The organism is Synechococcus sp. BO 8801 (assembly GCF_002252675.1).
Lineage (GTDB): Bacteria > Cyanobacteriota > Cyanobacteriia > PCC-6307 > Cyanobiaceae > Cyanobium.
Window position 1 is genome coordinate 184,449 of record NZ_NQKY01000001.1, and the last position, 25,620, is coordinate 210,068.

Here is a 25,620-nt window from a genome sequence, read left to right on the forward strand (position 1 = left end):
CACTGGAGACCGGCGCGAACGAGCGCAACACGGCCGCGGGCGGCCAGGCCTTTCAATACGAGCCCCTCGAGCGCTTCGGGGAAGGCCTCACCACCGCCCGCCCCTGGAACCGGGCCGCCCTGGCGGGGGTCGAGCGTCTCAACGGGCGGGTGGCGATGATCGGATTCCTGGCGGCTCTGATCGGCGAGGAGCTCACCGGCAGGGGGATTGTCGGTCAGCTGGGCCTGATGCTGCGCTGGTTGCTGGGCTGAGGCCCCTGTACCAGGGCGATCGTCCCTGGCCGAAGCCATCCTCACCAGCCGGCCATCCCCGACGGGAATCGTGATGGCCGCAGCCGCTGGCAGCCCCCTCTACATCCTGATGATCAGCCTCCATGGCCTGATCCGTGGAGAGAATCTGGAGCTCGGCCGTGACGCCGATACCGGCGGGCAGACGAAATACGTGGTGGAACTGACCAGGGCCCTGGCCCGCCAGCCAGCGGTTGCCCAGGTGGATCTGGTCACGCGCTGCATCAAGGATGCTGACGTCTCGAAGGACTACGGCAAGCCGATCGAGGTTCTGGATGCCAACGCACGCATCCTTCGGCTTCCTGCAGGACCGGATCTCTACATCCCCAAGGAAGAGCTCTGGGGCCATCTCGATGCCTTCACCGATGAGCTCTTCAGCTGGCTCCATCATCAGCCGCGACGGCCGGACATTCTTCACAGCCATTACGCCGATGCCGGTTATGTCGGTGTTCGCCTGTCCCATCTCACGGGTCTGCCGCTGATTCACACCGGCCACTCCCTCGGCAGGGACAAGCTGCGCCGGCTTCTGGCCCTCGGTCTGTCCGTGGAGGAGATTCAGAAGCGTTATCGGATGGCCGAGCGAATCAGTGCCGAAGAAGATGTGCTGAACAGTGCCAGCCTTGTGATCACCAGCACCCACAATGAGATTGAAGACCAATACGAACTCTACGACTGCTACACCCCTGAGAAGATGTCGGTCATCCCCCCGGGCACCGACCTCAATCAGTTCCATCCACCGACACCCGAGGATGGCCCGGTCGCCTTTGCCGGCACCCTTGCCAAGTATCTCCGGGAGCCTGAGAAGCCGATGATTCTGGCCCTCTCAAGGCCGGATGAGCGCAAGAACATCGTCACCCTCCTGGAGGCCTACGGCAAGTCAAAGCGCCTGCAGAAGCTGGCCAATCTTGTGATTGTTGCCGGGAATCGAAATGACATCCGTGAGCTGAACGAGGGCGCCCAGCAGGTTCTCACCGAGCTGCTTCTTGTCATCGACTGCCATGAGCTCAATGGCCTGGTGGCCCTCCCCAAGCACCATGCCCCCAGTGATGTGGCTGAGATCTATCGACTGGCCGCCTCCTCACGAGGGGTTTTCGTCAACCCGGCCCTCACTGAACCCTTCGGGCTCACCCTGCTCGAGGCGGCGGCCAGTGGACTGCCGCTCGTGGCGACGGAAGTCGGTGGACCCGTCGACATCATCGGCAATTGCAGGAATGGTCTGCTGATTGATCCTCTTGATGAAGCATCGATTGCCGGCGCCTTGCTGATGATTCTCGAAGACGATGCTGTGTGGTCAACCTTTTCCAGCAACGGCCTGACGACGATTGCCAGGTTCTATTCCTGGGAAGCCCATGCCAACCGGTATCTGAAACTGGTGGAGGATCTGATCGTTCAGAAGCGAGTCGTGGCCCGTCCGGCCCCGCTGGCGAAGCCGCCCGCCGTTCAGACAAGAACCCGCGCCATCTTCACCGCCATCGACAACACCCTTCTGGGTGATCCGGAGGCCCTCTCCCGCTTCGTGAAGCTGATGAGGGAGCAGCACCGCAGGGTTCTGTTCGGGATTGCCACCGGACGACGGCTCAACTCGGTGCTCAAGCTCCTGAAGATTCATGCTATCCCTATGCCCGATGTGCTGATCACAAGCCTGGGAACCGAGATCTATACCCCACCCCAGTTGACGACGGACATCTCCTGGATCCACCATATTGATCATCTCTGGACACCCCAGGCTCTCAAACGCCTGATGGATCCACTGCCCGGTCTGACCCTGCAGGCGAAGGAACATCAGAGCCGATTCAAGCTCTCCTATTTCTATGATCCCCAGCAGGCGCCTGCCATGGAGGAGATTCTCACCCTGCTGCGGCAGCATGAGCTCTCTGCCCATACCAGCCTCTCGTTCGGCCAGTTTCTTGACTTCGTTCCGGCCCGCGCCTCCAAGGGCCAGGCCCTGCGCTATGTCGCCAACCAGTGGAAGATTCCCCTGCAGCATGTTCTGGTGAACGGTGGATCCCGTGATGATGAAGACATGCTCCGTGGCCAGACCCTTGGCGTGGTGGTCGACAGCCCCCATCGTCAGGAACTGGCCCAGCTCAGTGACGCCGAACGGGTCTATTTCTCTGCCAGATCCCATGCCGCTGGAATCCTCGAGGCCATCGACCACTATGACTTCTTCGGGCGATGAGCAGTCCCCGCACCTCCCGCTGATGCGACGTCTGCTGCTCTGCACGGACCTGGATCGCACCCTGCTTCCCAATGGTGAGCTGCCCGAATCGGAGGGGGCCCGAGCCATGCTCGCCAGGGTGCTCCGCCAGTCGGGGTTCTCGCTGGCCTATGTCAGCGGCCGGCATCTGGCCTTGATCGAGCAATCGATTCGGGACTATGACCTGCCCCAGCCGGACTGGATCATCGGCGACGTCGGCAGTTCCATCCACGTCAGGGACGGCGATGGCTGGTTCCTTCTGGACGCCTGGTCGCGGTACATCGCCGCAGATTGGCAGGGCTGTTCCGCGGGCCAGCTGGGCGCCCTTCTGGGAGGATGTCCCGGCCTGGTGCTGCAGCCCGAGGACAGGCAGAACGCCCACAAGCTCAGTTTCTTCCTTTCACCGCTGGCCGATCTCCCCGCCCTCACCAGGGCCATCCACGCCTGCCTTGAGCCCCTGGCGATCGCGACCACGCTCATCTTCAGCAACGATGAGTCGTCGCGTGTCGGTCTGTTGGATGTCCTGCCGCAGCGGGCCGGAAAGCTCCATGCGGTCGAGTTTCTGATGCGGGAGCAGGGCTTTTCAGCTGAACAGACGCTCTATGCCGGTGACAGCGGCAATGATCTCTGCGTGCTCACCAGCGGGCTGCCGGCCGTGCTGGTTGCCAATGCCCATCCGGATGTGGCCGAGCAGGCTGTGCGGGAGTCGGCCCGAAAAGGTACGTCTGAGTTTTTGTATCTTGCCAGAGGTGGCTTTCTGGGCATGAACGGCAACTACAGTGCCGGCATCCTGGAAGGGATCGGCCATTTTCATGCCGAAGCCATTCCGGAGCTGGATTGAACGATGCCGACGCGATGTCCGATCACCGTCTTTGGAGAAGTTCTGTTTGATTGTTTTCCGGATGGCACCGAAGTTCTTGGTGGTGCGCCCTTCAATGTGGCCTGGCACCTCAGGGGTTTTGGTCTCTCTCCCCGACTTGTCAGCCGGGTCGGCGGGGATGCCAGGGGCGAGCGGATCCGCTCCGCCATGGGGCGCTGGGGCCTGGATGCTTCCGCTCTGCAGACCGACCCGATCCATGCCACCGGCCGGGTGAGCGTCACCCTCGTCGATGGCGAGCCCTGCTACGCGATCGTGTCGGGCAGCGCCTACGACTTCATCGATCCGCCCGAACCATCCTTAGTTTCGGGCACGGGCCTCCTGTATCACGGCACCCTGGCCCTTCGCCATCCCCCCTCGGCGGCTGCCCTGGCGTCCCTGAAGTCACTGCACCAAGGTCCGATCGTCCTGGATGTGAACCTGCGCCGTCCCTGGTGGTCGATCGAGACGGTTCTGCCCCTGGTGGACGATGCCGATCACGTCAAGCTCAATGCGGCGGAGCTGGCCCTGCTGAGCAACGACGCGCCGCCCGAGGACGACGCGCCCCCCGAGGACGATCGGGACGCCCTGGCCGCCTCCATGCACCGTTTTGCCGAGCGCCACCGGCTGGAGACCCTGGTGGTCACCCGCGGTGCCCTCGGTGTCCTGCACTGGCGTGGCGGCGCGATCGTTTCCGTCGCCGCCGCCGCCGCTGGCCCCGTCGTCGACACGGTGGGTGCGGGGGATGGGTTCGCCGCCGTCCTGCTGCTGGGGCTCAGCCAGGGTTGGCCATGGGCCGAGACCGTCGCCCGTGCCGGCGATTTCGCCGCGGCCCTGGTGTCACAGCGGGGTGCCACCATCGATGACCCGTCGGTCTACACGCAGTTTCTGGCGTCATGGGGGGTTGGCTGATCCGATGTACGAACAGATTTCCCACTCCCTGCTGAATTCCATCCTGGATGATCTGCGTCCAGAGATCCGACGCCAGGACTTGCGTCACTTCTACACAAGGCTGGGCGCCAACTTCTACGCCATCCATTCGTTGTTCGTCACCCTCTATGGCCATCGTGACGACTTCAAGTTCCAGCTTCTGCGCCTGGTCGAAACCATGGCCCGTGGCTACATCGACCGTTCGCCAGATCTTGAAGCGCTCGATATCCTGAGGGAGGATGACCATAACTGGTTTCTCTCCCAGAAGTGGGTGGGGATGGCCGTTTACTCCAACGGCTTCGCCGAGAGCCTCCCTGATTTGGTCAATAAGATCAGCTACTTCCAGGAGCTGGGGATCAACATGGTGCACATCCTTCCGATCCTGATGTGCCCAGCCGGAAAGAGCGACGGTGGCTATGCGATCAGTGACTTCCGCCGCATCGATGCCAGGGTCGGCACGCTTGATGACCTGCGCAGGATTGCCGACGAGTTCAGAAATCGTGAGATTCTGCTCGTGCTGGATATCGTGCTGAACCACACATCGGATGAGCACGAATGGGCCCAGCGTGCCATGGACGGTGAACAACATTATCAGGATTATTACCACGTCTTTGACAACCGGGATATTCCTGATGTCTTCGAGCAGAGCATGCCCGAGGTGTTCCCCGAGAGCGATCCGGGCAACTTCACCTGGAATGGGGAGATGCAGAAGTGGGTGATGACGGTCTTCCACGAATACCAGTGGGACCTCAACTACTCCAACCCGGCGGTGTTCATCGAAATGCTCGATGTGCTGCTGTTCTGGGCCAACCAGGGTGTGGATGTTCTTCGGCTCGATGCCGTTGCCTTTCTCTGGAAGAAGCTTGGCACCAGCTGCCAGAACGAACGCAAGGCCCACCTCATCCTGCAGTTGATGAAGGACTGCTGCCAGGTGACCGCGCCGGGTGTCCTGTTCATCGCCGAGGCCATCGTGGCCCCCACCGAAATCACCAAATACTTCGGTGAAGACGCCATCGTGGCCAAGGAATGTGAGATTGCCTACAACGCCACCCTCATGGCCTTGCTCTGGGACGGTGTGGCCACCCGCAACACCCGACTCCTCTGCCAGGGCCTCAAGAGCCTGCCCAACAAGCTGGAGCGGGCCACCTGGCTGAACTACGTCCGCTGCCATGACGACATCGGCTTCGGTTTCGATGACACTGACATCGAACAGGTGGGCTACGACCCCCGCGCCCACCGGCGCTTTCTGATTGAGTATTTCAAGGGGGATTTCGATGCGATTCCCCGCGGGCTCATCTTCATGCCCAACGACACCACGGGTGATGCGCGAATCTGCGGTTCCCTGGCCTCCCTCGTCGGTCTGGAGTCGGCCCTCGAATCGAAGGATCAGCAGCTGATCGCCACCGCCATCAGCCGCATCCTGCTGATGCATGGGGTCATCCTGTCGTTCGGGGGTATCCCGCTCATCTACAACGGCGATGCCCTTGGTGTGCTGAACGATTACAGCTTCTACGCCGACCCCAGCAAGTGCAATGACACCCGCTGGGTGCATCGCCCAAAGATCGACTGGACCAGGGCCGAGCTCCGATGGAAGCAGGGGACCGTGGAGCATACAATCTTTTCGGCGATGAAGAAGATGATCGCCATCCGCAAGGAAATCTCAGCCTTTGCCGATTTCAACAACCGCCAGATCCTGCCCCTGGAGAACGACCATCTGCTGGCCTTTGTGCGGACCAACCACCTGCGGCCATCGGAGCTGGTGCTGGTGGTGGCCAACTTCAACGACCAGCCCCGGTTCTTCGATCTCGAAAGCCTGGTGCCGCCGGTCTTCAGCAGCCACGATGGACTGGTCGATCTTCACTCGGGCCGCCGGCCGTCCCAGTCCGGCAGTCGCATCGTGCTGCAGGCTTACCAGTTCTACTGGCTGACCAAGACCTGAGCGCCCGATTCTCCCCCCGCCCGACGCTTCCCCTGCCCATGCGCGTCGTCACCCCCGTTCTGCTGGCCCTGCTGCTGGCTTCTGCGGCGGTGGCCGTCACCGTGTCGGTGCAGCCGCCCCCCAGCGGCAGCACCCCCGCAGCGTCCACTCCAGCCGCGACAACACCCGCGACGCCGGAGCCATCGCCGCCGCAGCCGGCCCCGCGCGCCTATCCCCGGCTGCCGGCGGACCCAGCCGCCATCGCCTCCCAGCTGGCCGTCGCCGAGCTGGCCCTCCGCTCCGCCGACACCCCGGCCGAACTCCTGGGCGAGCTGGGACACCGCCAGCAGGTCATCTATCGCAGGCTCGCCACCGATCCGGCCCTGGCCACCCGGGTGCGGGCCTTCCTGCCGGTCCGCTGGCAGGGGGTGATGGATCGCCACGTGGCGGCACGCCGGGAGTTTCTGGCCATGCATCGGGGGGGGCGGCGCCCGGCCGTCGTTCCCGCCTGGCGCATCATTCCGCCGGAGCCCGCCGCCGACCTGCTGCGCTACTACCGGGAGGCGTCCGCCGCCACCGGCATCCCCTGGGAGGTCCTGGCCGCCATCAACCTGGTTGAAACGGGCATGGGCCGCATCGATGGCGTCTCCGTCGCTGACGCCCGGGGCCCCATGCAGTTTCTCCCCACCACCTGGGCCCAGCCGGGCGTCGGCAAGGGCGACATCCGCGATCCCGAAGACGCGATCCACGCCGCGGCCCGCTACCTGGTGCGCCGCGGTGGCCTGCGGGACATCCGCCGGGGGCTCTGGGGCTACAACAACAGCCGGCATTACGTCCGGGCCGTGCTGCTCTACGCGGAGCTGCTGCGCATGGATCCCCAGGCCTTCACGGGTCTCTACCACTGGGAGATCCATTACGCCTCCTCCGCCGGCGACCTCTGGCTGCCGGTGGGCTACAACCAGCCCCGCCCCCTTCCGGTCGCCACCTACCTGAAGCGCTTCCCAGCCTCGGCCCCTCCAGGACCCTGAGGGGCCTGCCAGCATGGGTTCCCGCTGGGCTCCGATGACCCGGCTTTCCCATGACTCAGCGGCCCATGACCCAGCTGCAAGCGATCAACATCGCCAAGGTGACCACGATCGTGGGGCTGCTGGTGCCGGCCCTGGTGCTGGGCCTGGACTCCGGGCGGGTCGCGATCTACCTCGCCCTCCACATCAGCTACTGCCTCTGGTGGTTGCTGGAGGAGGTGCTGTTCCCCTGGCGCACCACCCAGCTCTTCACCGAGCTGGTTTCGCCGCTGCAGGCCGCTGCGGTGGTGCTCTACGTCGGGGTGTTCTACGCCGTGCCCGGCTGGCTGGCCATGGCCAATCCGGTGCCCATCGGCCCGCTGACGATCGCCCTGGGGCTCAGCCTCTACATCTTCGGATCGCTGCTGAACACGGCGGCCGATGTGCAGAAGGGCACCGCCAAGGACCTGGGGGCCACCCTGGTGGCGGATGGGGCCTGGCGCCGCGTCCGCCATGTCAACTACCTGGGCGACCTGCTCCGCTACAGCAGCTTCGCGGTGATCGCCGGTTCGCCGTGGGCCTGGCTGCTGCCCGCCTCGGTGCTGGCGCTGTACCTCCCTCGCATGATCCGCAAGGAAGCCTCCATGGCCGAGCGCTATCCCGCTTTCGAGGCCTATCGCCAGAGCAGCTGGTGGCTGCTGCCCGGGCTCGTCTAGCGCTGCAGGGCAAGCGGAGCAGGGCTCGGAAGCCTGGCCTCAGCCGAGACCCCTGCCGAGCAGCACATCCCGGGCGCCATTGACCGCCTGCATCGTGGCGTGGCGGCCGCCGCGGTCGGGGTGATGCTCGGCGGCGGCCCTCTTCCAGGCCACGGTCACATCGGCTTCCCGCAGCCGGCCCGCCAGCGCCAGCCCGAGACGGGCCCTGGCCTCGATGGCCTCCAGGCTGGGGCTTCGGCCCAGGGGGCCGTGGTCGGCGGCGGAGAGGCCCGTGCCCTTCTTGCGGCGCCCCTTGGTGCCGGAGGCCTTGCCCTGGCCGCGGGGGCGTGAGGCTGCAAAGCCCTTGCCGAGCGGCTCCTCGGATCGGTCCGAGGGAGCGCTGTCGGGCTGCTCCGGCCGCAGGGAGACCAGGGTCAGACGGGGGTCAAGCAGGGTGCGAGCCATGGGTTCAGATGCCAGCCCGACCGTTGCGTTGATGAGGTTGGGTTGAGAGGGTGGTCGCGACTCAGGCCGCGACGTCGAGGCCGGGGGCCGGATCGATGCTCAGTTCGGCGAGCAGGTCGCTGGAGAGCAGATCGGCGGCGAGGAGATCGGTGGCCAGAAGATCCGTGGCCGCCGCATCGGCCATCTCGGGAGCCACCATCGCTGCGGGGGCCTGGTCGTGGCCGCCGGCCATCGCCGGAGCGAGAAACGCCATGGCCAGACCCACCATCAGGGCGAAGAGGAAGGTAAGGGCTCTCATTGGCCAAGGACAGAATCTCCACAGTCCTAACACCGCTCCGCCCCATGTCGCTCTCGGGAGGAGAAGATGGCCCGATGGAGCGCAGCGAAACCTCCCCCGCCCCGGCCATCGCCTACGCGGGATTCCGGGTCCGTACGGCGGCCTCGCTGATCGATTCGGTGCTGATGCTGATCATCACCGCCCCCCTGCCGCTCCTGGTTTTCATCGTGCCGGACGAGACGGCGGTGCTGGTTCTCAGCACGGTGGTGTCGGCCCTGGTGGTGATCCTGTTCTGGCGCTGGAAGCAGGGCACGCCCGGCAAGTTGATGCTGCGCCTGAGAATCGTCGATGCCGGAACCGGCGGCGAGCCCGGCCTGCGTCAGTGGTGCCTGCGCTATGGGGGCTACATCCTCTCGACCCTGCCCCTGCTTCTCGGCTTCCTCTGGATCGCCTGGGATCCCCGTCGCCAGGGCTGGCACGACAAGCTCGCCGGCACGGTGGTGATCCGTGTGCCCCGTCGCGCGACCGGGGCCGGGAACGCTGGTGCTGGACCTCCCTGACATCCGTCCCCTGCGGCCATGACAGCTCCCTCCCCCGATCCCCTCGATGAGGCCATCGCCGCCCGCCGCGCCCAGGACCCCCTGGTGGGGGCCCGGATCGGTGCCGAAGAGATCAGCCGCCGGCTCCTGAAGGCCATGGCGTCCGACCGGGGCGTGCACGTCGAATCGCTGCTGGCGGTCTGCGGTGCCCTGGCGGGCCAGGCCTGTCAGGCCGGTGTGCGGGCCCGGTCCAGGGCGGCCGGCCTGGCGGAGCTTTCGGGACTGCACGTTGTCGGCACCGGGGACGGGGGCTCCTGCCTGGTGGGCGAGGGGCTGGTCCAGGCCCTGTTCAACGATCCCTATTCCACCTGGGGCCTGGCCGCCGGTGCCGCCCAGCAGGCGGGCTGCACGGCCCTGCCGGACCCGACGGCACTGTGGCGCCACGGGATGGAGCACCTCGGCCAGGGGGACTTCGGCGTGCCCCAGGTGCCCGACGCCCACCAGCCGTCACCCGAATCCCTGCAGTCTCTGCCGAGCCTCTGGCCGGCCCTGCTGCCGCTGGCCCGGCGGTTCTGCCCCGAAGCGGTGGAGTGGCCGATCCTGTACGGCCTGGTGGCCCAGAAGGCGATCACCATGGGCCGGGAGGTGATCGATCCCTGCCTGGCGCTGCGGATCGTGATGGACACCGCCATCGCCAGCGCCATGGTGGTGCTGCCCCAGAGCCCGGAGCCCGCCAGCGCTCCCTGACCGTGCCGGGCTCGACGGGCATCCGCGTCCCGACATCCCCGTCTTGGCAGCGGCGGCCAGGGGCGTTACCAAGGCCTTCACGGTCCCTTGCAGCAGGCGGATGGACTCCCGCTTCCCACGGTTTCTGACGGCGCTGGCCCTGCCCTGGCTGGTGTCCCTGGCGCCCCTGCCCCTGCTGGCGATGGGGGAGCCGCCGCCCCGGCCCTTGGAGATTCCCCTGGAGGTGCCGGTGGGGGACCTGGGGCAGAACGACCGTCTGCCGGATCCACTGCGGTCCCGCTACAAGCCGGCACCGGTGGGGGCGTTCCCGGTGCCCCAGGCCGGGGCCCTGGGCTATCCCCTCGGCCTGCAGCCCAGCGAGCAGGCCCCGTTCGGCTGGCGGCTGGCCGACTCGCGCAACGCCTGGCGCATGCACACCGGCCTCGATCTGATCGCCCCGGAGGGCACGCCGGTGTTCGCCGTGCTGCCGGGCACCGTGCGGCTGGTGGATGAGGTGGGTGGCTACGGCCTGCTCGTGGTGATCGACCACGGCCTCGGCTGGCAGAGCCTTTACGCCCACCTGCTGGATGTGGCGGTTCTGCCCGGGGAGAGCCTGGTGGCGGGGCAGCCCATCGGCCGGGTGGGCAGCAGTGGCTCGGCCACCACGGCCCATCTGCACTTTGAGTGGCGCCAGATGCGCCAGGGACGGCTGGTGGCTGTGGACCCCTCGCCGCTGCTGCAGACGATCGGCACCGGCCCCTCCGTGGCGGGCCGGGCGCCCTTGCCGCCGCTGCCCTGAGCCAGGGTGTCGGCGGGCCTCGCCATTCAGGCGTGGTCGGGATCCAGCGGCAGGCGCTTCAGGGCCAGGGCCAGGCGCCGCGCTGCCAGCAGCAGGGGATACAGGCGGCGGCTGCGGGACGGTCCGTCGAACAGCGGAATCAGCAGTTGCAGCAGGGGATCACTGGGCCGCATCAGGGCGCAGAGCTGCCGCACGGCCTCCGCCCCGTGCCAGGCCCTCTCCCCCTGGAGCAGGACCGCCCCCTGGGCCAGCGGCAGGCCCCGCTCCCGCAGGTCATGGCGCAGGGCCGCATCGGCCCGCCCATCGACGATCTGCAGATGGGGGATCCCGCCGCGCAGTTCGCTGCTGAGGGCGAAGTGACGGCAGAACGGACAGCCCCCGTCGTAGACGAGGCGCAGGGTCTGCGGGGCGACGAGCCCCAGGGTCTGCGGAGCCGGATCGGGCGGTGGGGATGGGGGGGCGCCCATCGCGGCAGGGGGGATCAAGGGTGGGCGGCCGAGACCTCGGCAGCGTGATCGGAAGATTCGATTCTGGCGCCGGCGGCAGAAGAGCGGCGCAGGGGCGTCGAAGGATCGATTTCACCAAGTCCTGACAGGTGGCTGGATTCTGTGATCCTCGGCACCGTTCGATTCCTCAGAACGGTTAGATCCTCTGCCAATGGATGACTGGAAAGATGCTCACACCAACCACCCGTCTGAGGCTCCAGGAGATCATCGGCAGGATTGCCGATTCCCGCCCGGTCAGCCTCCATGAGCGCATCTATGTTCAGAAGTTCGCTGATCGCGATGCCAGTGTCTGGAGCTGGTTGCGGCGGGCCCAGCGAACCCAGCAACGGGGTGAGCCCGAATCGGAACTCGATCGCTTCACGGGCTCGCTGGATCTGGGCGACCCTTGTGACAGCGGCGGATTCGATCCCGGCCGGGACGATCTGGGCGACTGGTTCAGCGGAGCTCCGAATTGGCTCAGGCGCAGTTGAGTCGCCCTTAAGCGGTAGAAACACTCATTGCCGATTCTTCGTCGCATCGGCAACCGACATGCCGTAGGGACCGTGTGTTGATGCCATGGTCAGGTCTCAGCCAGGTCGGAGGGCACCATGGACGCCTTACTTTGTAGCTATCGCAACTGTTCGGAACGGATGCGGATCATCCGCTGCTGTGGGCCCGAGGATTTCTTCCTCGAACGTGTTGTCTTCCCCTTTGAAGTGCTCACTTTCCATTGCCCGCCCGCCACGGATGTGGAGATCTGGGCGCGGGATTCGGTGGGTGTCGTCCTCAGCGAACAGCTCCCCGCCGACGCCCTGGCCATGCAGCAGAGTGAGGTGTCGCCCCGTCCGGAATGGCTGCCCCAGGTTCCCAGCCGAGCGGTGGGGGTGAGGGGCAACGCCAGCTCGGTCTGCCTTCTGCCCCACTGATTTCTGCCCCGCCGTCGCCAGCCGCGGACGTCGGCATCGTCTGCAGCGCCAGCTACCGCGACCACATCACCGGCCCCTGGCATCCGGAGTGCCCCGCCCGGGTCGATGCCGTGATCCAGGGCCTGGAGCGGGCTGGTCTGCTGGCCCGCTGCCGGATCCTTCCACCGCGCCCGGCCACGGACGCGGAGCTGCTGCGCTGCCACGCCCCGGGGTATCTGCAGCGGGTCAAGGAGGACATCCAGGCGGGCCGTGACCAGCTCTCCACCGGTGACACCGCCATCAGCCCCCACTCGGAGCGCACGGCGCGGCTGGCGGCGGGGGGGGTGCTGGCGGCGGTGGAGGCCGTCATGGAGCATCGGGTCCGCCGGGCCTATGCGGTTGTCAGGCCCCCTGGGCACCATGCCAGTGCGGCGCGGGGCATGGGCTTCTGCATCTACAACAACGTGGCCGTCGCCGCCCGCCACCTGCAGGCGGTCCATGGTCTCGAGAAGATCCTGGTCGTCGACTGGGACGTGCACCACGGCAACGGCACCCAGGACATTTTCTGGAGCGACCCCTCGGTGCTGTTCTTCAGCAGCCATCAGGCGCCGCTCTATCCGGGGTCGGGCACCCGCCAGGAGCGGGGGGAGGGGGCCGGGGCCGGCACCACCCGCAACTGCCCACTGCCGGCCGGAACGTCTGGGCCCGAGCTGGTGGCCGCCTGGCGGGAGGAGCTCCTGCCGCTGGCGGAAGCCTTCGCCCCGGACTTCGTGCTGATCTCGGCCGGTTTCGATTCCAGGGCCGGCGATCCCCTGGGGGATTTCTTGCTGCAGGACGGGGATTTCACGGCCCTGACCCAGCTGCTGCTCACCATTGCCGCCGACCATGCCCAGGGCCGTCTGGTGTCCGCCCTGGAGGGCGGCTACGACCTGAAGGGCCTGGCGTCGGCCAGTGTCGCCCACGTGGCCTGCCTGCTGGGGGACAGCGGGCCGCGCTGACCACGCCACCAGAACCAGGCCTCGCGGTTGATCAGCAGGCCGATCAGCACCATCGCCAGCATCAGCACGATCTGGTCGGCCCGGGCGTCCGGCACCAGGATGTCGGCGGCCAGGTGGGGCAGGTTGGTGAGGGTATAGACAACGCTCAGCCAGAAATGGGCAGAGCGCCAGTGGCGCCAGCGGCGCGGCTGGCCCGGATCACTGGCGGCGTAGGCGATCAGCACGACCGCAGCCAGGGGCACCAGGAAGTACGCCAGCATGGCGCCGAACAGCAGCGGCAGCCGGGAGGCCGCCACATGGCCATGGATCTCCGGGGAGATCCCGTGGAACAGGGGCATCAGGCCCAGTTCCACATGGAACAGCATCGCCAGCAGCCAGGCGATCCAGAGGCTGCGCAGACGCAGGGCGTGGTCGACAACGGTGGCCATGGGGACGTTCCAGGGCCCCCTGAGTCTGGGCAGCCCCGCCGGCGACGCGTGCGGAATGGCTCGGTTCTTGATGGGCCGGTTCGTTGCCAGGCTCCTTACATTGGGCGGACGGTCCATGGGTCCTTCCCCCCAGGCTGCTTGTGATGACCTCCACGACCTCCTCCCTGCCCAGCACCGCGGTGGCCACCGGGCCCGCCGGGAGGCCCATGGCCCAGCCCATGGATGCCGGGCTGCTGGAGGGTCTGCAGGACCACCTGGGTCTGGAGCGCAAGGCCAGCGCCGCCTACTGGGCCATGGCCCTCTGGTTCGCCGAGCGGGAACTGCGTGGCTTCGCCGCCCACCTCATGGCCGAGTCCCGTGGCGAACAGCAGCATGCCGGCCTGCTGGCCGATTACCTGATCGCCCGCGGCCAGACGGTGGACCTCGGGGAGCTGCCCGCCCCCTGTCAGCGCTGGAACGACTTCGAGTCTGTGCTCGCGGATGCCTTCCGCCTCGAGGCCGATGTCACCACGTCCCTGCAGCTCCTCTATTCCATGGCCGAGCGCGCCGGCGACGTGCGCACCACCGTCTTCCTCGACCCGATGATCCAGGGCCAGATCGCCGCCGAGAACGGCGCGGCCCACCTGCTCGGTCGGGTGCGCTTCGGGCGCCAGGAGGCTGCCTCCATGCTGCTGATCGATGGGGAACTGGCTGCGGCCCAGGCTCCGGTCGCTGCTCAGGTCTGAACCCTCGGGCACCGGCCCCCTTCCCCCGGCGGATCAGGCGGCCAGGGGCCGGCTGGTGATCTCCAGCAGAAAGGCGGCGCCGAGGGGATCGCGTAGGGGCAGACGCGTCAGTGCATGGGCCTGGCGCTGCAGTTCCAGGCGGCGTTGCTCGAGTCGGCGGGTTTCACGGCCAAGCCTCAGGCGGAGCCGTTCGTCGCGGCAGGCGGCCCCTTGCCCCTTCAGCCGCTGCCAGCTCTGGCGCACGGCGGCCATGTCGCGGCAGAGGCTGCCGATGAGACTGTCGCCGGTGTGGATCGGGGCGGCCATCGCGGATCAGGCCGCCAGGGGTGCGCCATCCACCAGGGCCGGTGCCAGGCGCAGGCTGGTCTCGCCGCTGGGGACCTGCATCAGGTCGGCGGCGCGGATGCGGGAGATCAGCCGGGTGGTGGTGACGCGGGTGGTGCCGATCAGCTCCCCGATGCGCTCATGGGTGAGGCGGAAGGGGAGGTCGCACCAGGGGCCGCAGCGGCGCCCCAGGCGGCGCACCAGCAGGGAGAGCAGGGCATGGAGACGCTGCTCGGCGCTGCCGAGGTGGCGGATGCGCAGCAGCTGCAGGGTCCACTCGTTGACCGGATCGAAGCCATGGCCTTCGAGGGGCTCGGCATCGCTGCGGAAGCAGAGGGGGGTGAGGGCCTCGACGCAGACACCCTCGCTGCAGAGACGGTCGGTGCGGAGCTGGTCACCGGGCTGCAGGAAGGCCAGGGTCATGCCCTCGGTCTCCTCGCAGGGGCAGTAGACGCGGGCGATGCCGTCGAGGACCTCGAGGCAGGAGCCGCCGGGGCGTGGGGTGGGGTCAAGCAGAACCGTCTGACCGGCGGGCATGCGCACGGCACTGACGGGATCGTCGGGGAGGAAGCGGTAGCGCATCGGGCGAAGGGAGGGGCCTTATTGCGAATGGCTCTCAACCTAGACGCCCCACCGGCACTTTTGCAAGCGATTCTCAATAGCAGCTGGTGATTGCGAGGCGGGGGTCATTAGCGTCGAGAGCTGCTTTCAGAGGCGCTGCCGTGATCCCCGATGCCCCATGGCTGCTCGAACGGGAACGCCGCTGTCGCCGGGAGGGCAGCGGCCTGACGACGGCGGATCTGGTCGGCTGCTGGCGACTCGAGCGGATCTGGAACAAGGGGAGCCGGGAGCCGGCCTCGGTGGCCGCCGGCCTGCTGCGGGGGCTGGCGGCCCGGCTGCGGCTGTCCGCGGACGGGGCTGCTCCGGAGGCTGGGGGCCTGCGGCTGGCCAACAGCGTGCGCCTCGGTGCCCTGGAGCTCCGCTTCGAGGGTGTGGGCCGTCTGGAGGGCCGCCGCCCCCTGCTGGTCTTCAGCTTCGAGCGCCTGCTGCTGCTGCTGGGCGGGCGGGTGCTGATCGAACGGGCCCTGCCCCAGCCCGATCCGCTGCGCCGGCCCTTCTTCGCCCTGATCGCCGCCGAACGCCCGCACTGGCTGGCGGCCCGGGGCCGCGGCGGCGGCCTCGCCCTGTGGCTCCTTGAGGGGACGACGGGCGAAAATGAGGTTAGGGTGAACGAAAATTGAATAAAAGGTTGGAACCATGGTTGAGTCAGCAACGGCCCTGCAGGACTGGTTGCTCCTGAGGGCGCAGGACGGCAGCACGGCCACCCTCCCGGACAACCTCTCGCGGGCCTTCCAGGCCAACGACCTCAGCCTGCTGCCGGTGTTCGTGGCCCACGCCTGGCAGGAGCACCTCCGGGCGGAGGCGGACCGCGGACGGCGGCAAGCCACCGAGGCCCAGCAGCAGGATCGCGCGGCCGCCTTCCATGCCCAGCTCGGCCTCGATGCCCAGGCCGACGGCGACCTGGCCCTGCAGCTGGGCCGGGCGGTGGACCGCGGCCTCAGCGCCTGCCGCTGCGAGCTTCACCTCACGGCCCAGTCGATGCCGGATGGTCTGCGCTGGTTTCGCCTGGAGATCAGGGACAGCCCCGCCGACCCCGGGGGGCAGCAGGAGACGGTCCAGGTGCTCCCCGTCGCCGGTGAATCCCAGGCCCTGACCATCCGCGCCGCCATCCATGCGGTTCTTGAGGAACGCGGCTGGCAGGCCAGCGCCGAGCCGGGGCTCTTCCACCTCCAGGGTCCCCAGCTGGCGGCCCTGGTGGCGATTCTGAAGCGGCTGGCCGTGCCGGAATCCGAGGCCCTGACGGATCTGATGGCGCGGCCGGCCTGAGCTCCGGCTTGCCGGCCCGCCCCCCGGATGGCGCTGTCAGGGGCTGGCCGGCGGGCCGGGTTCCTGCATCCGCTCGAGGTTGGCGCCGAGGTCGGATTCGAGAAACTCCTTCACCACATGGCCCATGCCGCTGAGCCCCGCCAGGGCCGATTGCAGGGCCGGCAGGTTGATGGCGATCTCCTCGTTGGGGTAGGCCCGCAGGAATCCCACCGCCGAGAGCGTTCCCGAGCCGGACTCGATCCCCAGGATCGTCGCTGACCGCAGCGCCACCATGCCCACCTGTGGCGCCCTCAGCGGATAGAGGATGCCGGACAGCCGCTCCAGGGCGTTCTCGCCGAAGCGGGTGCTGAGCAGCCGGGTGGTCAGCGCCAGCGGCAGCGTCACCCGGTGGTTCAGCAGCCTGCCGACCTCGGCGGGGTCCTTGCCGCCCAGCCGCAGGGCATCCCCCAGCAGGCCCACGGCCTCACCGGTCCGGGCCAGCCGTTCCAGGTCGGCGACGGGGATCGAACGGCGAAACGCTCCGCTGACGAAGACCACCTGCTCAGCGGCCTCGGCCGCCGGCCCGGCCAGGATCAGCAGGGCCGCCAAGCCGGTGGCGCCCCAGGCGTGGGCCGTTGAGGGCAGGGAAGGCAGGGGGGGCATCGATCGGGTGGCCGGATCCTTGGGCGCCGGATCAAGTGTGGGTCAGACGACAGGCACCGGCGCTTCAGGGGTTCCAACTCGCCAGCCGGTCGCTCACGTCGACCAGGGGGAGGCCGTCACCCCCCCAGCCACCCGGGGGTAGCAGGGCCGGGGCTCCGGGCCCGGGGGCGACGGCGGGGCCGGCGGCGAAGGCCCCGTTCACCCAGGCCAGCAGCAGTCCCCGCAGGGGTCCGCCGCCCTGGTCATAGGGGGAGCCCATGTTGAAGTGATCACCGCCGCCTGCCAGGACCAGCCGATGGCCGTCCTTCCCCAGGCGGGCGACCCGGGCCATAGGAGCGATGGCTTCGGGACCGGGTGGCACCACCCAGTCACGGCTGCCGCTCACCACCAGCACCCGCCCCTGGAAGACGGGGATGGTTCCGGTCTCGAACAGGAGCGACATCGGCGGACTCACCGCCACGGCGGCCTTCACCCGCGGATCGGCCAGGACGGCCTGGTCGATGGCGCCCAGGAAGCTGCACTGCAGCACCCAGCTCAGGTTGCGCTGGGGATCCTGCAGATTGCTGCAGCGTTTCTGCAGTTGCTGGGAGGTGGGTCGGGCGCCCGCCAGCTGCAGGGCCGTGGTGGCCCCCCAGGACTGGCCCAGCACCACCACCGAACCGGTGTCCAGTCCGCCCGGAAGACCCAGCTTCCCGGCGGCCGCCGCATCGATCAGGGCAGAGATGTCGAGGGGGCGCAGGCGCAGCTCCGCCGGACCGGGCGGCGGCACCTTGCCGGAGAGCATGGCCTGCTGCTGGGTGCGGTCACTGCCGGGGTGGCGGGGCAGCAGCACCGTGTAGCCGTGGCTGGCCAGGTGCCGTGCCCAGCCCTCAAAGCTCTCGGGCCCGTCCCAGAGGCCATGGGAAATGGCCACCAGCCGGCCGGAGGCCTGCTGGGTCGGGCGGATCACCACCACCTCAAGGGGCTGGGGCCGGTAGGTCACCGGCAGGGTCAGGGTGTCGCGCCGCACGGGCAGGGGGCCCGGATCCCGCAGGGAGGGGGCCGGCGTCGCTGCCGTCCCCCCCTCCAGCAGACGGTGCGCCGACAGCAGCTGGGCGTTCATCCGCTGGAGCAGGAACAGGCCCTTGCCCACATCGACGCTGGCGGTCCTGCCCGGCACGGCCTCCAGCACCCCCAGCATCGTCAGGGGCCCGCGGCCGGCGGCCCGGTCCAGCACCTTCAGCACCGTGTCGCTGGACACGTCGGCCGGCAGACCGTCGACCCCCCCGAGGGAGGAGAGCAGCAGCAGGGCCTGCTGGGCCAGGGGGGACGGGACGACCTGGCGGGCCACGTCCAGGGCCTGCAGGGGCAGGGGGGCATTGAACAGATCCACCAGGGAGCGCCCGATGGCGCCCCGGGTGGCCTGGTCGAGTTCGGCCAGGTCGCTGTTGCCGGCGAGCAGGGCCCCGGGATCGCTCAGTTCCGCCAGCCGGATCGAGAACGTGGTCTCGACCAGGGGCAGCTTCAGCTCGATCGTCTCGAGGGCCCGGGCCGGCGGCACAGCGGCCAGGCCTGCGGCGAGCGCCAGGCCCAGAGCGGCCAGGGACGGAGAGATCCGCATCACCAGAGCAACTCCGCTGTGGGGGGCGCATCCTGGCAGAAATGAACGGCCATGACCCGCCCCGTGGGCCTCATTCCACGTCGTCGTGGGCGAAGCGGTTGTAGAGGAAGTCGAGGGCGGTGTTGCGCAGCTCGTAGTACTTGGGATCCTCCATGATGTCCTCCCGGTTGCGGGGCCGGGGGAAGTCGATCGGCATCACCTCGCCGATGGAGGCGGCCGGGCCGTTGGTCATCATCACCAGCCGATCGGCGAGGAACAGGGCCTCATCGATGTCGTGGGTGATCATCAGCACGGTGCATTTCTGGGTGTTCCAGATCTGCAGCAGCTCCTCCTGCAGCTCCTCCTTGGTGATCGCATCGAGGGCCCCGAAGGGTTCATCGAGGATCAGCACCTCCGGGCGGATGGCCAGGGCGCGGGCGATGGCCACCCGCTGCTTCATGCCACCGGAGAGTTGGGGAATGCGCTTGTCCATGGCCTTCTCCAGGCCCACCATCGCCAGATGGTCCACGGCGATCTCGCGCTTCTCGCGGCTGGAGAGGTCGGGCTTCACCTCGTCAATGGCCAGATAGACGTTCTCGTAGGCCGTCATCCAGGGCAGCAGGGCGTATCCCTGAAAGACCACCATCCGATCGGGCCCGGGCTTCTCGATCGGCCTGCCGTTGAGCAGCACCTGGCCGGCGGTGGGTGTCGAAAAGCCGGAGACCATGTTCAGCAGGGTGGACTTGCCGCAGCCGGAATGGCCGATGACGCAGATGAATTCCCCCTGCTCGACCTGCAGGTTGATGTTGTCCAGCACCGGGTAGGGGCCGGTGGGGGTGGGGTAGACCTTGCCCAGGCCTTCGAAACGCAGCAGGGGCTGGGTGGCGGTGGTGATCATGGGAGGAAGGGGCGGAGGGACGGCGGATCAGACGCTGATGGCACGGGGCTGGCCGATGGGGATTTCGGCGACGCTGAAATCGCGGTGCAGGGACACATCGTTGAGGTAGCCGATCGGGTCCTCGGGGTTGAAGGGGCGGCCGTCGAACAGTTCGATGCCCTGGCGCTGATAGCTCACGTCGTCCAGACCCAACTCGCGGGCGGCGGTGCTGAACACCCCCACGCTGCAGACCCGCTCGAGGATCTCCACGTAGTTGCGGGGGAAGGGGATCTCGGCCCAGCGGGCCAGCTGGGTGAGGATCCAGAGGTGCTCGCTGCGGCTGGGCCGGTTCAGCCCCGCTCCGTAGAACAGGTGGTGCGGTTCGCCGTGGGGAGCGAAGGAGCCGGAATCGCCCTGCTGGCCGCTGAAGCGGATCAGATCGGCTTTGATCCCCAGATAGCGGCGGTCACTGAGCAGTTCGCTCATTTCCGCCCAGTGGGCGGGATCGGCGCAGTAGCGGCAGGCTTCCAGCAGGGCCTTGGTGAGGGCGATGTAGGTGTTGGGGTAGCTCTGGGCCCAGTCCTCGCGGGCGCCGAGCACCTTGCCGGGATGGCCCGACCAGATCTCCAGATCCCCCACGATCGGCACACCATGACTGCTGCTGGCGGCCCGGAAGTTCCAGGGTTCGCCGATGCAGTAGCCGTCGATGGAGCCGTCCTTGAGGTCGGCGAGCATCTGGGCCGGCGGCAGGGTCTGCAGGTGCACGTCCTTGTCGGGGTCGATGCCGTTGGCCGCCAGCCAGTAGCGCAGCAGCAGGTTGTGCATGGAGGCGGGATGGACGATGCCGATCCGGTGGGGCTCCCGCTCGTGGCTGCCCAACCAGGCGCGGTAGTCCTCCACCGTGCTGACGCCCTGTTCCGCCAGTCGTTTGGCGAGGGTCACCTCGTTGCCGTTGCGGCTGATGGTGAGGGAGGACACGATCGGCAGCGGCTCGCTGCCGTGGCCGCCGGCCGTCATCCAGGTGGGCATGCCCGAGGGCATCATCGCCGCGTCGAGGGTCTTGTCGACCAGACCGTCGACCACACCCCGCCAGCTGGTCTCCCGCACCAGCTGCACGTCGTCGAGACCGTGCTTGGTGAAGAACCCCTTGGCCTCCGCCACCGCCAGGGGGGCGCAGGCGGCCAGGGGAATGAAGCCCAGGTCGAGATTCACCTTTTCAAGGCCGTGGCGGGCCAGCACCTTGTGGGGGCGCGCCTGCCACTGCTTCACCCGCTTCTGGCGGTTGAGGAAGTAGATGATCTCCGAACGCAGGCTGTAGTAGCTGGGGTGGTGCACCACCGTGAGCCGCTGGCGTGGCCGGGGGATGTCCACCTCGAGGATGCCGCCGATCTTCGAGCCAGGACCGTTGGTGAGCATCACGATCCGGTCGGAAAGCAGCACCGCCTCGTCCACGTCGTGGGTGACCATCACCGCGGTGAGCTCGTGCTCGTTGCAGATCTGCATCAGCTTTTCCTGCAGATTCCCCCGCGTCAGCGCATCGAGGGCGCCGAAGGGTTCATCCAGCAGCAGCAGCTTGGGCTTGATGGCCAGGGCGCGGGCGATCGACACCCGCTGGCGCATGCCGCCCGAGAGCTGGGCGGGGAGCTTGGTGGCCGCCTGGGTCAGACCCACCATCTCCATGTGCTCTTCGATCAGCGCGTCCTGCTCCGCTTTGCCAAGGTCGGGCATCACCTCCTCGATTGCCAGGGCGATGTTCTGGCGAACGGTGAGCCAGGGCAGCAGCGAGTAGTTCTGAAAGACGACCATCTTGTCGGGGCCCGGGCGCTTCACCGTTTCGCCTTCGAGGAGCACGGTGCCGCTGGTGGGCAGATCCAGGCCGGCGATCATGTTGAGCAGGGTGGACTTGCCGCAACCGGAGTGGCCGATCAGGGAGATGAATTCGCCCTTGCGGATTTCCAGATCGATCCCCTTCAGGGCCAGGTAGTTGCCGCCACCGGTGAGGGGAAAGTTCTTTTCGAGATTCTGAACATCAACGAGTGCTGTCATGGCGGATCACGTTTGGGGAAAGTGGAGGACACAGAAGGCCAGGACCATGGCGGTCATGAGCAGGAGGCGGGCCAGAAGAAAGCGGATCACGTTCTTCCTTTCGCTCATCCAGGCGTCGAGCCATCCAAAGGGCCTCAGGACAGTGGGCAGGTTCATGGCTGGGTGTGTCTCACTGGCCGGGGGAGATGCGGGACTGGATCCAGGCCATCAGGCGATCCAGCAGCAGGCCGATGCCGCCGATCCAGATCACGGCCAGCACGATGTCGCTGACGTAGTTCTGCTGGTAGGCATCCCAGATGAAGAAGCCGATGCCGACGATGCCGCTCATCACGATCTCGGCGGCGATGATCGCCAGCCAGGCCAGGCCGATGGAGATGCGCAGGCCCGTGAAGATGTAGGGAAGGGCCGAGGGGATGAGCACCTTGGTGAAGAAGGTCTTCTTCGACATCTGCAGCACCAGGGCCACGTTGTGGTAGTCCTGCGGGATCTGGCGCACCCCTTCGGCGGTGTTGATCAGGATCGGCCACACCGCGGTGATGAAGATCACGAAGATGGCCGCCGGCTGGTTCTTCTGGAAGATCACCAGGGCGATCGGCACCCAGGCCAGGGGGGCCACCATGCGCAGGAACTGGAACAGGGGGTCGAAGGCACGGTTGAGTGTCTTGTTGAGGCCCACGGCGATGCCGGCGCTGATCCCCACCACGGCGGCGAGGAAGTAACCCTGGGCGACCCGGCCCAGGCTGGCCATCGTCTGCCAGAAGAGGCCCTTGTCGAGGCCGCCTCGGTCGTAGAAGGGATAGAGCAGCAGTTCACGGGTGCGCTGCTCGGTGAACAGGCTCAGGGGACCGGGAAGCCGGGTGAGCCCGAGGCTGGCGCTGAGCTGCCAGGCCAGCAGAAAGCCGGCGATGCCGAACAGGGGCGGCAGGATCAGCTTGCGGTTGCGCTTCCACCAGAGCAGGGGGCCTGCCGCGTTGCTGGTGGGGTTGGGGGATGTGGTCGTCATGGAAGGGGTTCGTCCTGGAAGAAAGGGATGGAATCCGTTGGAAGGAATGACCCGTGACGGCAGTCACGGGTCTGGGAGGTGCAGGGCCGATGGGGCACCGGCCTCTGGGCGATCGAATCAGCGCTTGATCTTGAGGCTGTCGAGATAGGCCTGGGGGTTCTCAGGATCGAAGACGATTCCGTCGAAGAAGGTCTCCTTGCCGCGGGAGGAACCGGTGGGAATGTCCTTGGCGGGCAGCCCCAGTTCGGTGGCGGCCTGGCGCCAGATGTCTTCCCGGTTCACCTTGTCGACCAGGGCTTTGGCCTGCTCGATCGAGGTGAGCTTGCCGGGGTGCATGTTCCAGCGCAGCGATTCCACCAGGAACCACAGACTCAGGCTCTTGTAGGGATAGGAGATCACCCCCCGATCACTCATCCAGTAGATCGGGCCCAGCTTCGGATCGTTCACCGGTTTGCGATCCGCACCCAGCAGGTACTCGCCCTTCAGCGCGGGTTCGAGCACCTCTACCGGGGTGTTGAAATAGGCGCGGGAGCTGATCAGCTTGGCCACCTCGCTGCGGTTCTCGGGCTTGTCGGCCCACTGCTGGGCCTCGATCAGGCCCTTCACCAGCGCCACCGCCGCCTTGGGATTCTTGTCGACCCAGTCGCTGCGGACCGCCAGGAATTCCTCGGGGTGCACCGGCCACATCTGGGCGGTGAGGGCGGCCAGGTAGCCGATGTCATCCTTGACGATCCGGAACGGCCAGGGATCGCCGGTGCTGAACGCATCCATGGTGCCGTTGCGCATGCCCTGGAGGGTCTCGGTGGAGGGCACGGTCAGCAGCTCGATGTCCTTGTCGGGATCGACACCCCCCGCCGCCAGCCAGTAGCGGATCCAGAGGTCCTGGTTGGCATTGGGGAAGGTGTAGGCGGCGCGGAACTTGCGGCCTTCCTTCTGCGGGAAGCGCTGGAAGACATCCACGGCCGGGGCCAGATCCAGCCCCAGGTTGTCGGCCTTGAGGCTGTTGGAGACCGCAATGCCATTGCCCTGGCTGTTCAGCTGGGCCAGCACCACCATGGGCACCTTCTTGCCGTCGGTGATGATCCCTTCGGTGATCAGGTGGGGCATCGGCAGCTGCCACTGGCCCCCATCGATGCCGCCGCCGGCGGAGCCGAGCACCACGTTGTCGCGGGCGGCGGGCCAGCTGGCCTGCTTGGCCAGTTCCACCTTGATCCCGTGCTTCGCGAAGAAGCCCTTCTCCACACCCACCACCAGGGGAGCGGCTTCCAGGATGGGGATGTAGCCGAGCTTGATGGTGCCCAGCTCCTGGCCGGCCGCAGGGCTGGCGGCCTGGGGCGAGCTGGTGGACTCGGAGGTGCCTGGTGGATTGCCCAGGCATCCGGCGAGCAGCAGGGAGGATCCCAGGGCTGCCCCGAACCGGGTGAGGAAGCGACGGCGACTCGTCATGGCATTCAGGTGTTGATGGAGGAAGTTGAAAAGGGTTGGCAAGAAAAGAAGAGGGGCTGCTCAAAGAACAGTCCCATGGGGCTAATCCGTGGTTGTCAGCGTCTCCTCAGCGTGGAGACTATGGCGAAGGGAGAAGGGCTGAAACGGTGCGTTCGAGGGTGGTTTGGCGACCCCGGATTTGGGGTCCGGCAACATTAGTGGTTGAGCCCTAATCCTGGGTGTCGACTTGAAGCAGACCTGCCAATCTCCTGAATAAATCTGGCTTATGCATTCAGGAATACAAGGCTCAGGACACAGGTATCCCGAACAACATCCGCTGCTAAATGGCCTGGAGGGCCGCTTACTCCTGCTGCTGGCGCATCCGCGCCGACACCTGGGCTTCAGGGTCGACGCCGGCAAATGTCGGAGGCAGCCACACCCGCACCACCATCAGCAGGGCCATGGTCATCAGGAACAGGCAGACCGCCAGGATCTGTTGCCAGTCCGTCTCCAGCACGCCGCGGACGATCACTTCCCGGAGCACCGAGACGATGGCGATCTCCACCGCCACCCCGATCGACACCCGTTGTTCCTGCAGATAGATGATCAGCAGGCGGAACAGCTCCACCAGGATCAGGATGAACAGGATGTCGGCCGTGACCTCGTGAAACTCCGATGTGGAGAAGAGGGTCGAAAAGGTTCGCTTCAGCTGGAGCACCATCACGCCGAAAAGCCCCAGGCAGAGGGAAATGGCGATCAGGTCCTGGACGGCCTCAAGGGACTTGACGATCTGGCTGCGGCGGAGCTGCTGATGCCAGGGGATGGCGTCATGGGGTGTCGAAACCGGCGTTCCGGTGGGCGGGTGGTTCATGGCGAAGGGTTTTCGGGAACGGGAAGGGGGCCACGGGAAGGGTGTCTGGGTTTTCGCTCGGGATCTGGGGGCTGGCGGCGCGAGGGACGAGCAGATCGGCCTCGCTGACCTTGACGACCTGGCCCTTGCTGCGGAACCGGGTCAGGGATTTGGTCACGGTGACCCTGGTCATGCCGGCGATGTCGGCGAGCTGGCGGTGGGTCAGGTTCATGTCCTCCAGCGAGAGGGTGGTGCCGCTGGTGCTGACCCGGCCGAAGCGGGCCCCGATCCAGTGCAGCAACCGCAGCAGCCGGGAGTCGGCGGGTCGGACGCGGTGGATCTGCAGCAACTGGGTGGTCTGGGTGAACAGATCCCTCATGAAGTCAAGGGTCTCGCCCTCGCTTGGCTCGAATTCGACCACCACCACCCGGGTGAGGGAGATGAGCTCGTAGGGAGTCACATCACAGCCGATGGGTGTGATCAGATCGCCCGGTCCCCAGATGCCAAGGGTGATGGACTCTCCCTCTTCATTCCAGGTGTTGGCTCGGATGTAGCCATCGTCGATCCGCCAGCTGATGTCGGCGGGCACATGATCATCAGCGCGGAGGGTCAGCTGCAGCGGTCGGGCGGGCATGGCGAGGGTCATGTCACGGCGAATGGCATGGCGGGAGGCTCCGGCGGGCTGCATGGCGAGCTGCGGATGATTGGGCTTGATGGTGTGATCGTTGCGTGGTGCCCAACCACCGGGCAGGA

31 protein-coding genes are annotated in these 25,620 nt (G+C 67.1%); 16 read left to right on the forward strand and 15 right to left on the reverse strand.

What is annotated here, in order from left to right; genetic code table 11:
- Positions 1-2 precede the first annotated feature (2 nt).
- The 7 genes from CJZ86_RS00875 to CJZ86_RS00905 all read left to right on the forward strand — a co-directional run bounded on the left by CJZ86_RS00875 (position 3) and on the right by CJZ86_RS00905 (position 7,908).
- Entirely contained in the window at positions 3-251 is a 249-nt protein-coding gene (locus CJZ86_RS00875; RefSeq protein ID WP_094584204.1) for a chlorophyll a/b-binding protein, read from the forward strand.
- Between the two features lie 73 nt (positions 252-324).
- Positions 325-2,466 (forward strand): HAD family hydrolase, encoded by a 2,142-nt coding sequence (locus CJZ86_RS00880; RefSeq protein WP_094584075.1) that lies wholly within the window; start codon positions 325-327, stop codon positions 2,464-2,466.
- A gap of 22 nt (positions 2,467-2,488) precedes the next feature.
- A complete protein-coding gene (locus CJZ86_RS00885; RefSeq protein WP_198960041.1) occupies positions 2,489-3,325 on the forward strand; it encodes an HAD-IIB family hydrolase in 837 nt (278 codons plus the stop codon).
- A 3-nt stretch (positions 3,326-3,328) separates the two neighbouring features.
- Entirely contained in the window at positions 3,329-4,252 is a 924-nt protein-coding gene (locus CJZ86_RS00890) for a PfkB family carbohydrate kinase (protein WP_094584076.1), read from the forward strand.
- A gap of 4 nt (positions 4,253-4,256) precedes the next feature.
- A complete protein-coding gene (locus tag CJZ86_RS00895) occupies positions 4,257-6,209 on the forward strand; it encodes an alpha-amylase family glycosyl hydrolase (RefSeq protein ID WP_094584077.1) in 1,953 nt (650 codons plus the stop codon).
- Between the two features lie 38 nt (positions 6,210-6,247).
- Complete coding sequence (locus tag CJZ86_RS00900; protein ID WP_094584078.1) at positions 6,248-7,216, forward strand: lytic transglycosylase domain-containing protein; 969 nt, start codon at positions 6,248-6,250, stop codon at positions 7,214-7,216.
- A gap of 65 nt (positions 7,217-7,281) precedes the next feature.
- Positions 7,282-7,908 carry a methyltransferase family protein gene (locus tag CJZ86_RS00905; protein WP_233133756.1) on the forward strand — a complete coding sequence of 209 codons (627 nt, stop codon included), beginning with the start codon at positions 7,282-7,284 and terminating at the stop codon, positions 7,906-7,908.
- Positions 7,909-7,947: 39 nt separating this feature from the next.
- On the opposite strand, the gene CJZ86_RS00910 is transcribed toward CJZ86_RS00905, so the two are convergent.
- Both CJZ86_RS00910 and CJZ86_RS00915 read right to left on the reverse strand, forming a co-directional pair.
- On the reverse strand, positions 7,948-8,352 hold the full coding sequence (locus tag CJZ86_RS00910; protein ID WP_094584080.1) for a hypothetical protein: 405 nt from the start codon (positions 8,350-8,352) through the stop codon (positions 7,948-7,950).
- 61 nt (positions 8,353-8,413) lie between these two features.
- Positions 8,414-8,650 carry a hypothetical protein gene (locus tag CJZ86_RS00915; protein ID WP_094584081.1) on the reverse strand — a complete coding sequence of 79 codons (237 nt, stop codon included), beginning with the start codon at positions 8,648-8,650 and terminating at the stop codon, positions 8,414-8,416.
- Positions 8,651-8,694: 44 nt separating this feature from the next.
- On the opposite strand from CJZ86_RS00915, the gene CJZ86_RS00920 reads away from it, so the two are divergent.
- The 3 genes from CJZ86_RS00920 (at position 8,695) to CJZ86_RS00930 (ending at position 10,693) form a co-directional block, all read left to right on the forward strand.
- The gene (locus tag CJZ86_RS00920) at positions 8,695-9,189 is read left to right on the forward strand and encodes an RDD family protein (RefSeq protein ID WP_198960042.1); all 495 of its coding nucleotides are present in this window, start codon (positions 8,695-8,697) and stop codon (positions 9,187-9,189) included.
- 18 nt (positions 9,190-9,207) lie between these two features.
- Positions 9,208-9,915, forward strand: a complete 708-nt coding sequence (locus tag CJZ86_RS00925; protein ID WP_094584083.1) for a hypothetical protein — start codon at positions 9,208-9,210, stop codon at positions 9,913-9,915.
- A 100-nt stretch (positions 9,916-10,015) separates the two neighbouring features.
- Positions 10,016-10,693 (forward strand): M23 family metallopeptidase, encoded by a 678-nt coding sequence (locus CJZ86_RS00930; RefSeq protein WP_094584084.1) that lies wholly within the window; start codon positions 10,016-10,018, stop codon positions 10,691-10,693.
- 26 nt (positions 10,694-10,719) lie between these two features.
- On the opposite strand, the gene CJZ86_RS00935 is transcribed toward CJZ86_RS00930, so the two are convergent.
- Positions 10,720-11,160 (reverse strand): DCC1-like thiol-disulfide oxidoreductase family protein, encoded by a 441-nt coding sequence (locus CJZ86_RS00935; protein WP_094584085.1) that lies wholly within the window; start codon positions 11,158-11,160, stop codon positions 10,720-10,722.
- Positions 11,161-11,366: 206 nt separating this feature from the next.
- Between CJZ86_RS00935 and CJZ86_RS00940 the strand changes: the two genes are divergently transcribed.
- The 3 genes from CJZ86_RS00940 to CJZ86_RS00950 all read left to right on the forward strand — a co-directional run bounded on the left by CJZ86_RS00940 (position 11,367) and on the right by CJZ86_RS00950 (position 13,081).
- Positions 11,367-11,669, forward strand: a complete 303-nt coding sequence (locus CJZ86_RS00940) for a DUF8638 family protein (RefSeq protein WP_094584086.1) — start codon at positions 11,367-11,369, stop codon at positions 11,667-11,669.
- A gap of 159 nt (positions 11,670-11,828) precedes the next feature.
- Entirely contained in the window at positions 11,829-12,104 is a 276-nt protein-coding gene (locus CJZ86_RS00945; protein WP_233133757.1) for a DUF1830 domain-containing protein, read from the forward strand.
- The gene (locus CJZ86_RS00950; RefSeq protein WP_233133758.1) at positions 12,029-13,081 is read left to right on the forward strand and encodes a histone deacetylase family protein; all 1,053 of its coding nucleotides are present in this window, start codon (positions 12,029-12,031) and stop codon (positions 13,079-13,081) included. The genes CJZ86_RS00945 and CJZ86_RS00950 overlap by 76 nt, the downstream gene beginning before the upstream one ends.
- On the opposite strand, the gene CJZ86_RS00955 is transcribed toward CJZ86_RS00950, so the two are convergent.
- Positions 13,006-13,509 (reverse strand): hypothetical protein, encoded by a 504-nt coding sequence (locus tag CJZ86_RS00955; RefSeq protein WP_094584087.1) that lies wholly within the window; start codon positions 13,507-13,509, stop codon positions 13,006-13,008. The genes CJZ86_RS00950 and CJZ86_RS00955 overlap by 76 nt on opposite strands.
- A gap of 143 nt (positions 13,510-13,652) precedes the next feature.
- Here CJZ86_RS00955 and CJZ86_RS00960 point away from each other — a divergent pair, with 143 nt between their 5' ends.
- A complete protein-coding gene (locus CJZ86_RS00960) occupies positions 13,653-14,234 on the forward strand; it encodes a ferritin (protein WP_094584088.1) in 582 nt (193 codons plus the stop codon).
- Between the two features lie 33 nt (positions 14,235-14,267).
- Here CJZ86_RS00960 and CJZ86_RS00965 read toward each other — a convergent pair whose 3' ends face one another.
- Both CJZ86_RS00965 and CJZ86_RS00970 read right to left on the reverse strand, forming a co-directional pair.
- The gene (locus CJZ86_RS00965; RefSeq protein WP_094584089.1) at positions 14,268-14,540 is read right to left on the reverse strand and encodes a hypothetical protein; all 273 of its coding nucleotides are present in this window, start codon (positions 14,538-14,540) and stop codon (positions 14,268-14,270) included.
- Between the two features lie 6 nt (positions 14,541-14,546).
- Positions 14,547-15,140 (reverse strand): Crp/Fnr family transcriptional regulator, encoded by a 594-nt coding sequence (locus CJZ86_RS00970; RefSeq protein ID WP_094584090.1) that lies wholly within the window; start codon positions 15,138-15,140, stop codon positions 14,547-14,549.
- Positions 15,141-15,280: 140 nt separating this feature from the next.
- On the opposite strand from CJZ86_RS00970, the gene CJZ86_RS00975 reads away from it, so the two are divergent.
- Together CJZ86_RS00975 and CJZ86_RS00980 are read left to right on the forward strand one after the other, a co-directional pair.
- A complete protein-coding gene (locus tag CJZ86_RS00975; protein ID WP_094584091.1) occupies positions 15,281-15,799 on the forward strand; it encodes a hypothetical protein in 519 nt (172 codons plus the stop codon).
- Positions 15,800-15,815: 16 nt separating this feature from the next.
- Positions 15,816-16,445 (forward strand): hypothetical protein, encoded by a 630-nt coding sequence (locus CJZ86_RS00980; RefSeq protein ID WP_143593997.1) that lies wholly within the window; start codon positions 15,816-15,818, stop codon positions 16,443-16,445.
- 36 nt (positions 16,446-16,481) lie between these two features.
- On the opposite strand, the gene CJZ86_RS00985 is transcribed toward CJZ86_RS00980, so the two are convergent.
- From CJZ86_RS00985 to CJZ86_RS01020, 9 genes are all read right to left on the reverse strand, one after another.
- Complete coding sequence (locus CJZ86_RS00985; RefSeq protein ID WP_094584093.1) at positions 16,482-17,087, reverse strand: alpha/beta hydrolase; 606 nt, start codon at positions 17,085-17,087, stop codon at positions 16,482-16,484.
- A 64-nt stretch (positions 17,088-17,151) separates the two neighbouring features.
- Positions 17,152-18,687: an alpha/beta hydrolase family protein gene (locus CJZ86_RS00990; RefSeq protein WP_233133759.1), complete on the reverse strand. Its 1,536-nt coding sequence runs from the start codon at positions 18,685-18,687 to the stop codon at positions 17,152-17,154.
- Between the two features lie 70 nt (positions 18,688-18,757).
- The gene (locus CJZ86_RS00995) at positions 18,758-19,564 is read right to left on the reverse strand and encodes a nitrate ABC transporter ATP-binding protein (RefSeq protein ID WP_094584095.1); all 807 of its coding nucleotides are present in this window, start codon (positions 19,562-19,564) and stop codon (positions 18,758-18,760) included.
- Positions 19,565-19,591: 27 nt separating this feature from the next.
- Entirely contained in the window at positions 19,592-21,589 is a 1,998-nt protein-coding gene (locus CJZ86_RS01000) for an ABC transporter ATP-binding/substrate-binding protein (RefSeq protein WP_094584096.1), read from the reverse strand.
- Positions 21,590-21,595: 6 nt separating this feature from the next.
- Positions 21,596-21,745 carry a hypothetical protein gene (locus CJZ86_RS17210; RefSeq protein ID WP_233133760.1) on the reverse strand — a complete coding sequence of 50 codons (150 nt, stop codon included), beginning with the start codon at positions 21,743-21,745 and terminating at the stop codon, positions 21,596-21,598.
- A gap of 13 nt (positions 21,746-21,758) precedes the next feature.
- Positions 21,759-22,592, reverse strand: coding sequence for a nitrate ABC transporter permease (gene ntrB, locus CJZ86_RS01005; protein WP_094584097.1), 834 nt, complete (start codon positions 22,590-22,592; stop codon positions 21,759-21,761).
- 117 nt (positions 22,593-22,709) lie between these two features.
- A complete protein-coding gene (locus tag CJZ86_RS01010; protein WP_094584098.1) occupies positions 22,710-24,038 on the reverse strand; it encodes a CmpA/NrtA family ABC transporter substrate-binding protein in 1,329 nt (442 codons plus the stop codon).
- Between the two features lie 340 nt (positions 24,039-24,378).
- A complete protein-coding gene (locus tag CJZ86_RS01015) occupies positions 24,379-24,888 on the reverse strand; it encodes a phosphate-starvation-inducible PsiE family protein (RefSeq protein WP_094584099.1) in 510 nt (169 codons plus the stop codon).
- A complete protein-coding gene (locus CJZ86_RS01020; RefSeq protein WP_158219474.1) occupies positions 24,845-25,555 on the reverse strand; it encodes a Crp/Fnr family transcriptional regulator in 711 nt (236 codons plus the stop codon). The genes CJZ86_RS01015 and CJZ86_RS01020 overlap by 44 nt, the downstream gene beginning before the upstream one ends.
- Between the last annotated feature and the right edge of the window lie 65 nt (positions 25,556-25,620).